General features: G+C 43.8%; 14 protein-coding genes. All 14 read left to right on the forward strand.

Features of this window, described 5'->3' with window-relative positions; all coding sequences use genetic code 11:
- Positions 1-14 precede the first annotated feature (14 nt).
- The 14 genes from ftsH (at position 15) to lysS (ending at position 13,256) form a co-directional block, all read left to right on the forward strand.
- The gene (gene ftsH, locus AC0OMA_RS00460; RefSeq protein WP_003243881.1) at positions 15-1,928 is read left to right on the forward strand and encodes an ATP-dependent zinc metalloprotease FtsH; all 1,914 of its coding nucleotides are present in this window, start codon (positions 15-17) and stop codon (positions 1,926-1,928) included.
- Between the two features lie 194 nt (positions 1,929-2,122).
- Positions 2,123-2,899 (forward strand): type III pantothenate kinase, encoded by a 777-nt coding sequence (locus tag AC0OMA_RS00465; RefSeq protein ID WP_010886388.1) that lies wholly within the window; start codon positions 2,123-2,125, stop codon positions 2,897-2,899.
- 11 nt (positions 2,900-2,910) lie between these two features.
- Positions 2,911-3,786 carry a redox-regulated molecular chaperone HslO gene (hslO, locus tag AC0OMA_RS00470; RefSeq protein WP_015382575.1) on the forward strand — a complete coding sequence of 292 codons (876 nt, stop codon included), beginning with the start codon at positions 2,911-2,913 and terminating at the stop codon, positions 3,784-3,786.
- A gap of 46 nt (positions 3,787-3,832) precedes the next feature.
- Positions 3,833-4,726, forward strand: a complete 894-nt coding sequence (locus AC0OMA_RS00475) for a peptidyl-prolyl cis-trans isomerase (protein WP_015382576.1) — start codon at positions 3,833-3,835, stop codon at positions 4,724-4,726.
- Positions 4,727-4,801: 75 nt separating this feature from the next.
- On the forward strand, positions 4,802-5,728 hold the full coding sequence (gene cysK, locus AC0OMA_RS00480; RefSeq protein WP_003218399.1) for a cysteine synthase A: 927 nt from the start codon (positions 4,802-4,804) through the stop codon (positions 5,726-5,728).
- Between the two features lie 165 nt (positions 5,729-5,893).
- Positions 5,894-7,306 carry an anthranilate synthase component I family protein gene (locus AC0OMA_RS00485; protein ID WP_015482698.1) on the forward strand — a complete coding sequence of 471 codons (1,413 nt, stop codon included), beginning with the start codon at positions 5,894-5,896 and terminating at the stop codon, positions 7,304-7,306.
- Between the two features lie 13 nt (positions 7,307-7,319).
- Positions 7,320-7,904 carry an aminodeoxychorismate/anthranilate synthase component II gene (gene pabA / locus AC0OMA_RS00490; protein ID WP_014475585.1) on the forward strand — a complete coding sequence of 195 codons (585 nt, stop codon included), beginning with the start codon at positions 7,320-7,322 and terminating at the stop codon, positions 7,902-7,904.
- Positions 7,904-8,785 (forward strand): aminodeoxychorismate lyase, encoded by an 882-nt coding sequence (pabC, locus tag AC0OMA_RS00495; protein ID WP_015482699.1) that lies wholly within the window; start codon positions 7,904-7,906, stop codon positions 8,783-8,785. The genes pabA and pabC overlap by 1 nt, the downstream gene beginning before the upstream one ends.
- Positions 8,767-9,624, forward strand: a complete 858-nt coding sequence (folP, locus tag AC0OMA_RS00500; protein WP_015482700.1) for a dihydropteroate synthase — start codon at positions 8,767-8,769, stop codon at positions 9,622-9,624. Before pabC ends, folP begins: the two co-directional genes overlap by 19 nt.
- A complete protein-coding gene (gene folB / locus AC0OMA_RS00505) occupies positions 9,617-9,979 on the forward strand; it encodes a dihydroneopterin aldolase (RefSeq protein ID WP_014478613.1) in 363 nt (120 codons plus the stop codon). Before folP ends, folB begins: the two co-directional genes overlap by 8 nt.
- Positions 9,976-10,479 carry a 2-amino-4-hydroxy-6-hydroxymethyldihydropteridine diphosphokinase gene (folK, locus tag AC0OMA_RS00510; protein WP_015482701.1) on the forward strand — a complete coding sequence of 168 codons (504 nt, stop codon included), beginning with the start codon at positions 9,976-9,978 and terminating at the stop codon, positions 10,477-10,479. Before folB ends, folK begins: the two co-directional genes overlap by 4 nt.
- Positions 10,431-10,640: a helix-turn-helix domain-containing protein gene (locus AC0OMA_RS00515; protein ID WP_003226678.1), complete on the forward strand. Its 210-nt coding sequence runs from the start codon at positions 10,431-10,433 to the stop codon at positions 10,638-10,640. The genes folK and AC0OMA_RS00515 overlap by 49 nt, the downstream gene beginning before the upstream one ends.
- Before the next feature lie 23 nt (positions 10,641-10,663).
- Positions 10,664-11,665, forward strand: a complete 1,002-nt coding sequence (gene dusB / locus AC0OMA_RS00520) for a tRNA dihydrouridine synthase DusB (protein ID WP_014475588.1) — start codon at positions 10,664-10,666, stop codon at positions 11,663-11,665.
- Positions 11,666-11,756: 91 nt separating this feature from the next.
- Entirely contained in the window at positions 11,757-13,256 is a 1,500-nt protein-coding gene (lysS, locus tag AC0OMA_RS00525) for a lysine--tRNA ligase (RefSeq protein WP_003226674.1), read from the forward strand.
- The last annotated feature ends 141 nt before the right edge of the window (positions 13,257-13,397 follow it).

Consider the following 13,397-nt stretch of genomic DNA (forward strand, 5'->3'; position numbering starts at 1 on the left):
GGAGGAGGTAAGGAATGAATCGGGTCTTCCGTAATACCATTTTTTATTTACTTATTTTATTAGTAGTAATCGGGGTTGTGAGCTACTTCCAGACCTCAAATCCGAAAACAGAAAATATGTCGTACAGTACGTTCATCAAAAACCTGGATGACGGGAAAGTTGATAGCGTATCGGTTCAGCCTGTCAGAGGTGTTTATGAGGTAAAAGGGCAGCTGAAAAACTACGACAAAGATCAATACTTTTTGACTCATGTTCCTGAAGGAAAGGGAGCAGACCAGATATTTAACGCTTTGAAAAAGACAGACGTAAAGGTTGAGCCCGCTCAAGAAACAAGCGGATGGGTGACGTTCCTGACGACCATCATCCCATTTGTCATTATCTTTATTCTGTTTTTCTTCCTGCTCAATCAGGCTCAAGGCGGCGGCAGCCGTGTCATGAACTTTGGCAAGAGTAAAGCGAAGCTGTATACAGAGGAAAAGAAACGCGTCAAATTTAAAGACGTTGCAGGGGCTGACGAAGAAAAGCAAGAACTTGTTGAAGTTGTTGAGTTTCTGAAAGATCCCCGCAAGTTTGCCGAGCTCGGCGCCAGAATACCGAAAGGCGTGCTTTTAGTCGGACCTCCGGGTACCGGTAAAACATTGCTTGCCAAGGCTTGTGCAGGAGAAGCCGGCGTACCTTTCTTCAGCATCAGCGGATCTGATTTCGTTGAAATGTTTGTAGGGGTCGGTGCTTCCCGTGTGCGTGACTTGTTTGAAAATGCGAAAAAGAATGCGCCTTGTTTGATCTTCATTGATGAAATTGACGCAGTCGGACGCCAGCGTGGCGCTGGTCTCGGCGGTGGACACGATGAACGTGAACAGACGCTAAACCAATTGCTTGTTGAAATGGACGGATTCAGCGCTAATGAAGGAATTATCATCATTGCTGCGACGAACCGTGCGGACATCTTGGACCCAGCCTTACTTCGTCCGGGACGTTTTGACCGTCAAATCACAGTGGACCGCCCAGATGTCATTGGCCGTGAAGCTGTATTGAAAGTCCATGCGAGAAACAAACCGCTGGATGAAACGGTTAACCTAAAATCAATTGCCATGAGAACACCAGGCTTCTCGGGCGCTGACTTAGAAAACCTCTTGAATGAAGCTGCGCTTGTAGCGGCTCGTCAAAACAAGAAAAAAATCGATGCGCGTGATATTGACGAAGCGACGGATCGTGTAATTGCCGGACCTGCTAAGAAGAGCCGCGTTATCTCCAAGAAAGAACGCAATATCGTGGCTTATCACGAAGGCGGACACACCGTTATCGGTCTCGTTTTAGATGAGGCAGATATGGTTCATAAAGTAACGATTGTTCCTCGGGGCCAGGCTGGCGGTTATGCTGTTATGCTGCCAAGAGAAGACCGTTATTTCCAAACAAAGCCGGAGCTGCTTGATAAAATTGTCGGTCTCTTGGGCGGACGTGTTGCTGAAGAGATTATCTTCGGTGAAGTCAGCACAGGGGCGCACAATGACTTCCAGCGTGCGACGAACATTGCAAGACGAATGGTTACGGAATTCGGTATGTCAGAAAAACTGGGACCGTTGCAATTTGGACAGTCTCAGGGTGGCCAGGTATTCTTAGGCCGTGATTTCAACAACGAACAGAATTACAGTGATCAAATCGCTTACGAAATTGATCAGGAAATTCAGCGCATCATCAAAGAATGTTATGAGCGTGCGAAACAAATCCTGACTGAAAATCGTGACAAGCTTGAATTGATTGCGCAAACGCTTCTGAAAGTTGAAACGCTTGACGCTGAACAGATCAAACACCTTATCGATCATGGAACATTACCTGAGCGTAATTTCTCAGATGATGAAAAGAACGATGATGTGAAAGTAAACATTCTGACAAAAACAGAAGAAAAGAAAGACGATACGAAAGAGTAATTCGCTTTCTTTCTAAAAAAACTGCCGGCTGACGCTGGCAGTTTTTTTATGTAAATGATGGGCTCAGATGCGGCTTTTACAATCATCCAATTCTGGTATCGATTTGTTTACAAATGAGCCGCTGATCGTGTATGGTATTGTAGAATGTTTGTGAAAAGTAAAGTAGAGAAACTATTCAAAAGTGGTGATAGAGGTTGTTACTGGTTATCGATGTGGGGAACACCAATACTGTACTTGGTGTATATCATGATGGAAAATTAGAATATCACTGGCGTATAGAAACAAGCAGGCATAAAACAGAAGATGAGTTTGGGATGATTTTGCGCTCCTTATTTGATCACTCCGGGCTTATGTTTGAACAGATAGATGGCATTATTATTTCGTCAGTAGTGCCGCCAATCATGTTTGCGTTAGAAAGAATGTGCACAAAATACTTTCATATCGAGCCGCAAATTGTTGGTCCTGGTATGAAAACCGGTTTAAATATAAAATATGATAATCCGAAAGAAGTGGGGGCAGACAGAATCGTAAATGCTGTCGCTGCGATACACTTATACGGCAATCCATTAATTGTTGTAGATTTCGGAACCGCCACAACGTACTGCTATATTGATGAAAACAAACAATACATGGGCGGGGCGATTGCCCCTGGGATTACAATTTCGACAGAGGCGCTTTACTCGCGTGCAGCAAAGCTTCCGCGTATCGAAATCACCCGGCCCGACAATATTATCGGAAAAAACACTGTTAGCGCGATGCAATCTGGGATTTTATTTGGCTATGTCGGCCAAGTGGAAGGAATCGTTAAGCGAATGAAATGGCAGGCAAAACAGGAACCAAAGGTCATTGCGACAGGAGGCCTGGCGCCGCTCATTGCGAACGAATCAGATTGTATAGACATCGTTGATCCATTCTTAACCCTTAAAGGGCTGGAATTGATTTATGAAAGAAACCGCGTAGGAAGTGTATAGGAGGTTTAGTAATGGATTATTTAGTAAAAGCACTTGCGTATGACGGAAAAGTTCGGGCTTATGCTGCGAGAACGACTGATATGGTAAATGAGGGACAGAGACGCCATGGTACGTGGCCGACAGCATCCGCTGCATTGGGCCGCACAATGACAGCTGCACTTATGCTCGGCGCTATGCTGAAGGGCGATGATAAGCTGACCGTGAAAATCGAGGGCGGAGGTCCGATCGGAGCTATTGTAGCTGATGCCAATGCCAAAGGAGAAGTCAGAGCCTATGTCTCTAACCCGCAAGTTCATTTTGATTTAAATGAACAAGGCAAGCTTGATGTCAGACGTGCGGTTGGAACAAACGGAACGTTAAGTGTCGTAAAAGATTTAGGTTTGCGCGAGTTCTTCACAGGACAAGTAGAAATCGTTTCAGGAGAATTAGGAGATGATTTCACTTACTATCTTGTCTCATCTGAGCAGGTTCCTTCATCAGTGGGTGTAGGTGTGCTCGTGAATCCTGACAATACCATTCTTGCGGCAGGGGGCTTTATTATTCAGCTGATGCCGGGAACAGATGATGAAACAATCACAAAAATTGAACAGCGTCTATCTCAAGTAGAGCCGATTTCTAAGCTCATCCAAAAAGGGCTGACACCAGAAGAAATTTTAGAAGAAGTCCTAGGTGAGAAACCTGAGATTTTGGAAACGATGCCTGTCAGATTCCATTGCCCTTGTTCAAAAGAACGGTTCGAAACAGCCATTTTAGGACTAGGCAAAAAAGAAATTCAAGATATGATAGAAGAAGATGGACAAGCCGAAGCAGTATGCCATTTTTGTAATGAAAAGTACTTATTTACAAAAGAAGAGCTGGAAGGGCTTCGTGACCAAACTACCCGCTAAGCTCTTTAGCGGGTTTTTAATTTGAGAAAAGGGGCTGAAAGCAGGTTTGAAATCAAGAACAATCTGGACCATTATTTTAGGGGCGCTGTTGGTTTGCTGTATTGCTGTTGCATATACGCTGACGAAATCCCAAGCCGGCGCATCGTCATCCGGTGAGTCTATTGCGACTATCGGAGGCAAGAGTGTGACAAGAGAAGAATGGCTGAAAGAAATGGAAGACCAGTATGGTAAGTCAACGCTTGAAGACATGATCAATGTCCGAGTTGTTGAGCAGCTGGCTAAAAAGAACAACCTTAAAATATCCAAAAGCGAAGTTGATCGTGAGTTTTTGCTGATTAAAGCGGTCAATAATTCCTTTTACGAAGATGAACATACGACGGAGAAAGAGTGGAAAGACCAAATTCGTTATAATATCCTCCTTGAGGATTTGTTAACAAGGGATATCGATATCTCAAACAAAGAACTGGAATCATTCTATAATAAAAATAAGGAACTATATCAGTTTGATGATTCGTATCGAATTCGGCACATTGTTGTAAAAGATGAAGAAGAAGCGAGAGAAGTCCTGAAAGAACTGAAAGGCGGATCAAGCTTTGAAGCTGTTGCTGCCGAAAGATCTACAGACAGATATACATCACCATACGGTGGAGATTTAGGTTTTGTCACAGAGGCATCAGACAACATTCCGTCAGCATACATTGAAGAGGCGAAAACACTCAAAGAGGATGAATGGTCTCAGGAACCAATAAAGGTCAGCAACGGATATGCCATTATCCAGCTGAAAGAAAAACTAAAGGCAAGAACGTTCTCATTTGATGAAGTAAAGGACCAGATCAGACGGCAAATCGCAATGGATCAGCTAGGCGATAAAGCGACAGTTAAGACACTTTGGAAAGAAGCCGATGTATCTTGGTTTTATGGGGAAAAAAGTACTAAGTGATTGACAAAAAATTTTGAAATTGATAGATTATATACATAATACCAATACAAATAGTCGGAAATTGAGGTGTCGAGAATGGTACGTGTAGCAAACTCCATTACTGAATTAATTGGGAATACGCCAATCGTTAAATTAAATCGCCTTGCAGATGAAAACAGTGCGGATGTATATCTAAAACTTGAATACATGAACCCTGGAAGCAGTGTAAAAGACCGTATCGGTTTAGCCATGATTGAAGCGGCTGAAAAAGAAGGAAAATTAAAAGCCGGTGATACAATCATTGAACCGACAAGCGGAAATACAGGAATCGGGCTTGCAATGGTTGCTGCTGCTAAAGGATTAAAAGCCATTTTGGTTATGCCTGATACAATGAGCATGGAGCGCCGCAACCTTCTGCGCGCATACGGTGCTGAGCTTGTGCTGACTCCTGGTGCGGAAGGCATGAAAGGCGCCATTAAGAAAGCTGAAGAGCTTGCTGAAAAGCACGGATACTTTGTGCCGCAGCAGTTTAACAACCCTTCTAACCCAGAAATTCACCGCCAAACAACGGGTAAAGAAATCGTTGAGCAATTCGGTGATGATCAGCTTGACGCATTTGTAGCCGGAATCGGAACGGGCGGAACGATTACGGGAGCGGGTGAAGTGCTGAAGGAAGCGTACCCTTCCATCAAGATTTATGCTGTTGAACCGTCAGATTCCCCAGTGCTTTCAGGAGGAAAACCAGGCCCCCACAAAATTCAGGGAATCGGAGCTGGATTCGTGCCGGACATCTTAAACACTGAAGTATATGATGAAATCTTCCCTGTGAAGAATGAAGAAGCATTCGAATATGCCCGCAGAGCTGCACGTGAAGAAGGAATTCTCGGAGGCATCTCATCAGGTGCGGCAATTTATGCTGCTCTTCAAGTAGCAAAAAAACTCGGAAAAGGCAAAAAAGTATTGGCCATCATTCCAAGTAACGGCGAACGTTATCTAAGCACGCCGCTGTATCAATTCGATTAAAAAAAGCCAAAACTCCCGGTCCGCCGGGAGTTTTTTTATATTTCGTGCATCAAATATGCCATGTCTGCGACGAATGTTATTCTTGGAAGAGAAATTCACTTTTTTCACTAACAACATTGCTTTACAATTAAAACAAGTAAAAAAGAAAATAGAGGAATGATACAAATGGCACAACGCAGACCGGCAGGCAAAAAAGTACCTTTTCAAAAAGACTCATTCTTACAACAATTTGAGAAACTTGCGCAATCCCGAAAACATCATGTACTTCTCGAAAGTGCAAGAGGCGGCAGATATAGTATAGCCGGTCTTGATCCAATTGCGACTGTGAAAGGAAAAGACGGAATAACTACAATTAAGCATGGTGATGAGATGCTGTTTAAAGAAGGTGATCCATTACGGGCCTTCCACAGCTGGTTTAAAACGCTGGAAACAGAAACGAATCATGAGTTCCCTGACTTTCAGGGCGGGGCAATCGGGTTTCTCAGCTATGATTACGCACGGTACATTGAAAATTTTAAAATGCTCTCATTAGATGATCTAGAAACACCAGATATTTATTTTCTTGTTTTTGATGATATAGCAGTTTATGACCATCAAGAAGAGTCTCTATGGCTGATTACTCATGTTAATGGTTCTGATCAGGAAACAGCGGATGTGAAACTATCTGAGTTAGAGCAGATGTGGCTGACTGAGCTTCCCGCTGTCTCTTCGCGAGAGATGAAGCCTGAAACAGATGGTTCCTTCGCGGCGCCATTTACCGAGGATGGGTTCTCACAAGCTGTAGAGAAAATCAAACAATACATTGCCAGCGGAGATGTGTTTCAAGTCAATCTATCAATAAGGCAGTCACAGTCACTGTCTGCCCACCCATATCAAATATACAAAACCTTGAGAGAAGTAAATCCTTCTCCTTATATGGCGTATTTAGAAACACCTGATTTCCAAATCATTTGCGGATCGCCTGAACTGCTTGTCAGCAAAAAGGGCAAGCTATTAGAGACGAGACCGATTGCGGGCACCCGTTCCAGAGGGAAAACAAATGAAGAAGACGAGGCGCTTGCAAACGAATTGATCCACAATGAAAAAGAACGCGCGGAACATGTCATGCTGGTTGATCTTGAGCGAAATGACCTGGGAAGAGTATCACGTTACGGGTCTGTGCGCGTAAATGAATTCATGGCAATTGAAAAATACTCGCATGTGATGCACATTGTGTCTAATGTCCAAGGTGAACTGCAGGATGGGTATGATGCTGTAGATATTATTCATGCTGTGTTTCCCGGAGGAACCATTACTGGTGCACCGAAAGTAAGAACGATGGAAATTATAGAAGAACTTGAGCCGACACGCCGAGGGCTTTATACTGGATCTATAGGATGGTTTGGATATAATCACGATCTGCAGTTTAATATCGTCATTCGAACCATTTATGCAACCGGAGGGCAGGCATTTATGCAGTCCGGCGCAGGAGTTGTGATTGATTCTGTTCCGAAGCACGAATACAAGGAATCATTCAAAAAAGCTTTTGCGATGCAAAGAGCATTAGAGCTGAGCAAAGAAGAGACAAAAATTAGATGAGGTGAGCGGAGAAATGATTTTAATGATTGATAACTACGATTCATTCACGTACAACTTGGTACAGTATTTGGGCGAGCTTGGGGAAGAGCTGGTTGTGAAACGCAATGACAGCATCACAATCGAAGAAATTGAAGAACTGTCTCCGGACTTTCTGATGATATCTCCCGGACCGTGCAGCCCTGATGAGGCGGGAATCAGCCTCGAAGCAATTAAACATTTCGCAGGGAAAATTCCTATTTTCGGTGTATGTCTCGGACATCAGTCCATCGCACAAGTGTTCGGTGGTGATGTTGTTAGGGCAGAACGGCTTATGCACGGGAAAACCTCGGATATCGAGCATGACGGCAAGACCATTTTTGAAGGGTTGAAAAATCCCCTTGTTGCGACGCGATACCACTCGCTGATCGTAAAACCTGAGACGCTGCCAAGCTGTTTTACAGTAACAGCACAAACGAAAGAAGGAGAAATCATGGCTATTCGCCACAATGACCTCCCGATAGAGGGCGTGCAATTTCACCCAGAGTCTATTATGACCTCCTTTGGGAAAGAAATGCTCAGAAATTTTATTGAGACATACCGCAAGGAAGTTATTGCGTGATGATATATGTAAACGGCCGGTATATGGAGGAGAAAGATGCAGTTCTTTCTCCTTTTGACCATGGGTTTTTATATGGGATCGGTGTTTTCGAAACCTTCAGGCTCTACGAAGGCTGCCCGTTTCTGCTTGATTGGCATATAGAACGGCTTGAACGCGCACTTAAGGATCTGCAAATCGAATATACTGTTTCAAAGCATGAGATCCTTGAGATGCTGGACAAGCTGCTTAAGCTAAATGATATCAAGGATGGCAATGCCCGCGTCAGACTGAACATATCAGCGGGGATCAGCGATAAAGGTTTTGTCGCCCAGACGTACGATAAGCCGACCGTTTTATGCTTTGTGAATCAGCTGAAACCAGAAAGTCTTCCTTTGCAAAAAGAAGGGAAGATTTTATCGATACGGAGAAACACTCCTGAGGGGTCGTTCCGGTTAAAATCTCATCATTATTTAAATAATATGTATGCGAAACGGGAAATTGGAAATGATCCGCGTGTCGAGGGAATTTTCCTAACGGAGGATGGAGCTGTTGCAGAGGGTATCATATCTAATGTCTTCTGGAGAAAAGGTCGCTGTATCTATACGCCATCGCTTGATACCGGTATTCTGGACGGCGTCACGAGACGTTTTATCATAGAAAATGCAAAGAATATCGGCCTGGAGCTCAAAACGGGCCGATATGAGCTAGAAGCTCTCTTGACAGCTGACGAAGCGTGGATGACGAACTCGGTTCTTGAAATCATCCCGTTTACTAAAATAGAAGAAGTAAACTATGGAAGCCAAAGCGGAGAAGCAACCTCCGCTCTTCAATTGTTATACAAAAAAGAAATAAAGAACATGATTCATGAAAAGGGAGGAAGAGCATGGCGCAGCACACAATAGATCAAACACAAGTAATCCACACTAAGCCCAGTGCTTTATCATATAAAGAGAAGACGCTGGTGATGGGAATTTTAAACGTAACGCCTGACTCTTTCTCGGACGGCGGAAAATATGACAGCTTGGACAAGGCGCTGCTGCACGCGAAAGAGATGATCGATGATGGTGCCCATATCATTGATATCGGAGGGGAATCGACAAGGCCTGGCGCTGAGTGCGTATCTGAGGATGAGGAGATGTCCAGAGTCATTCCGGTGATTGAGCGGATTACGAAAGAGCTTGGTGTTCCTATTTCTGTAGACACGTACAAGGCTTCTGTCGCAGATGAAGCAGTGAAAGCCGGCGCATCCATTATCAATGATATTTGGGGAGCCAAACATGATCCGGAGATGGCTTCCGTTGCAGCTGAACATAATGTTCCAATTGTTCTCATGCATAACCGCCCTGAAAGAAACTACAATGACTTATTGCCGGATATGCTGTCGGACTTAATGGAGAGTGTAAAAATTGCTGTTGAGGCCGGAGTAGACGAGAAGAACATTATTCTTGATCCCGGTATCGGTTTCGCGAAAACCTATCACGATAACCTGGCAGTGATGAACAAACTAGAGATTTTCAGCGGGTTGGGATATCCGGTTCTTCTGGCAACCTCCCGAAAAAGATTCATCGGACGTGTTCTGGATCTTCCGCCTGAGGAGCGGGCTGAGGGCACAGGCGCGACTGTGTGTCTCGGCATTCAAAAAGGCTGTGACATTGTCAGGGTCCATGATGTAAAGCAAATTGCCAGAATGGCGAAAATGATGGACGCGATGCTGAATAAGGGAGGGGTGTACCATGGATAAAGTTTATGTAGAAGGTATGGAGTTTTACGGATATCACGGTGTGTTCAAAGAAGAAAACAAGCTTGGCCAGCGGTTTAAAGTCGATTTAACTGCTGAGCTGGATTTGAGCAAAGCTGGACAAACAGACGACCTTGAGCAAACGATCAACTATGCTGAGCTCTATCACGTATGTAAAGATATCGTGGAAGGGGAGCCTGTAAAATTGGTAGAAACGCTGGCGGAACGTATTGCTGGCACTGTTCTCGAAAAATTTCAGCCTGTTCAGCAATGTACGGTGAAAGTGATTAAGCCAGACCCGCCAATTCCCGGACACTATAAATCAGTAGCAATTGAAATTACGAGAAAAAAGTCATGAACAACATAGCTTATATTGCACTTGGATCTAATATTGGAGATAGAGAAACGTATTTAAGGCAAGCAGTGGCTTTACTGCATCAGCATGCTGCGGTGACAGTCACTAAAGTGTCGTCTATTTACGAAACTGACCCGGTCGGATACGAAGACCAAGCTGAATTTTTGAATATGGCTGTTGAAATCAAGACATCACTGAACCCTTTTGAACTCCTTGAACTGACGCAGCAGATAGAAAATGAATTAGGCAGAACAAGGGAAGTAAGATGGGGGCCGCGGACGGCAGACCTTGACATTTTGTTATTTAATCGTGAAAATATTGAAACAGAGCAACTAATTGTTCCGCATCCGAGAATGTATGAGCGTTTGTTTGTCCTTGCGCCTCTTGCGGAAATTTGCCAGCAGGTTGAAAAAGAGGCTACAAACGCCGAAACAGACCAAGAAGGTGTAAGAGTATGGAAGCAGAAATCTGGGGTAGACGAATTCGTGCATTCAGAAAGCTGAAAGGTTATACTCAAGAAGGATTTGCAAAAGCATTAGGTATATCAGTTTCTATTCTCGGCGAAATTGAACGCGGAAACCGATTGCCGTCAGCTGCCATCATTCAAGATGCAGCAGATGTTTTAAATATAAGTGCGGACGAATTGGCGCCGCCAGAAAAATAGAACAAATGAAAGGAGGAGAAAAATTGTTCAAAATCGGAGATATTCAATTGAAAAACCGGGTTGTGCTCGCACCTATGGCTGGTGTCTGCAACTCTGCGTTCAGATTGACTGTAAAGGAATTCGGAGCCGGATTGGTATGCGCTGAAATGGTCAGTGACAAAGCGATCCTTTACAACAATGCAAGAACAATGGGTATGCTTTATATCGATGAACGTGAGAAACCACTCAGCCTTCAAATTTTCGGAGGAAAAAAGGAAACCCTTGTGGAAGCGGCGAAGTTTGTAGACCAAAACACAACTGCTGATATCATTGATATTAACATGGGATGTCCCGTGCCGAAGATTACAAAATGCGATGCGGGAGCCAAATGGCTTCTCGACCCTGATAAGATTTACGAAATGGTTTCTGCAGTAGTGGATGCTGTTAATAAACCAGTTACAGTGAAAATGAGAATGGGCTGGGATGAAGACCACATTTTCGCAGTGAAAAATGCACAGGCTGTAGAACGTGCGGGCGGTAAAGCAGTGGCACTTCACGGCCGTACGAGAGTGCAGATGTACGAAGGAACGGCAAACTGGGATATCATCAAAGAAGTAAAACAATCAGTATCGATTCCGGTTATCGGAAACGGCGATGTTAAGACACCGCAGGATGCTAAGCGTATGCTCGATGAGACAGGAGTAGACGGGGTGATGATCGGACGCGCTGCATTGGGCAACCCGTGGATGATTTACCGTACGGTTCAGTATCTTGAAACAGGTGAATTAAAAGAAGAGCCGCAAGTACGCGAAAAAATGGCCGTATGCAAACTGCATCTTGACCGTCTGATTGACTTAAAAGGTGAAAACGTAGCGGTAAGAGAAATGAGAAAGCACGCTGCATGGTATCTGAAAGGCGTAAAAGGCAATGCGAACGTTCGTAATGAAATCAATCATTGCGAGACGAGAGAAGAGTTTGTACAGCTTTTAGATGCATTTACGGTTGAAGTTGAGGCAAAAGAGCTTCAAAATGCAAAAGTAGGATAATACTTACCTCTATTTGCTGCTCACTGCTAGTTTTACGCTGGCAGTTTTTCTGCTTTTTTCATGAAACAATATCTGTAATGGAGTGATAACAATGAGTCAAGAAGAGCATAACCATGAAGAATTGAATGATCAGCTGCAAGTCAGACGCGATAAAATGAATCAGCTGAGAGATAACGGCATCGATCCATTCGGCGCACGTTTTGAAAGAACTCATCAGTCTCAAGAAGTTATTTCGGCATATCAAGATCTAACCAAAGAAGAGTTAGAAGAAAAAGCGATTGAAGTTACAATCGCAGGCCGAATGATGACAAAACGCGGAAAAGGAAAAGCCGGCTTTGCCCATCTTCAGGATTTAGAAGGCCAAATCCAAATCTACGTAAGAAAAGACAGTGTCGGTGACGACCAATATGAAATCTTCAAGTCTTCTGACCTCGGTGATCTTATCGGTGTAACCGGAAAAGTCTTCAAAACAAATGTAGGCGAATTGTCTGTTAAAGCAACTTCCTTTGAATTGCTGACAAAAGCGCTTCGTCCGCTTCCTGACAAATACCATGGTTTAAAAGACGTTGAGCAGCGCTACCGTCAGCGTTACCTGGATCTTATCGTAAACCCAGACAGCAAACATACATTCATTACACGAAGCAAGATCATTCAAGCTATGAGAAGATACCTTGATGATCATGGATACTTAGAAGTAGAAACACCTACAATGCACAGCATTCCTGGGGGAGCTTCTGCACGTCCGTTTATCACTCACCACAACGCGTTAGACATTCCACTCTATATGCGTATTGCTATCGAACTGCACCTAAAACGCCTAATTGTCGGCGGTTTAGAAAAAGTATATGAAATCGGCCGTGTTTTCCGTAACGAAGGTGTCTCAACACGCCATAACCCTGAATTTACAATGATTGAGTTATATGAAGCATATGCGGACTATAAAGATATCATGAGCTTAACTGAAAACCTTGTCGCTCATATCGCCCAAGAAGTGCTTGGCACAACTACGATTCAATACGGGGAAGAGCAAATCGACCTTAAACCGGAGTGGAAAAGAATCCATATGGTTGACGCAGTCAAAGAAGCGACCGGCGTTGATTTCTGGGAAGAGGTTACTGTTGAGCAGGCGCGTGAATATGCAAAAGAACATGGAGTAGAAATTAAAGATTCTATGACAGTAGGGCATATCATCAACGAATTCTTCGAACAAAAAATTGAAGAAACGCTTATTCAGCCAACGTTTATTTACGGGCATCCTGTAGAAATTTCTCCTCTTGCTAAGAAAAACCCTGAGGACCCGCGTTTTACAGACCGTTTTGAGCTGTTTATCGTTGGCCGTGAACATGCCAACGCGTTTACAGAGCTGAATGATCCTATTGATCAAAGAGAACGCTTTGAAGCGCAATTAAAAGAGCGTGAAGCCGGTAATGATGAAGCTCATCTAATGGATGAAGACTTTGTTGAAGCTCTGGAATACGGTATGCCGCCAACAGGAGGTTTAGGCATCGGTATCGACCGTCTGGTTATGCTGCTGACGAATGCCCCTTCTATTCGCGATGTGCTGTTATTTCCGCAAATGAGACAACGCTAATAAAGAAGAGCGGTATCCTCCATAGGGAAAGGATGCCGCTCTTTTTAAATTCCTTAGTATTTCTTCAAAAAAACTATTGCACTATTATTTACTAGGTGGTATATTATTATTCGTTGCCGCTAAACAAGGCGATAACGAAAA

This window comes from Bacillus sp. AMCV2 (genome assembly GCF_056033925.1).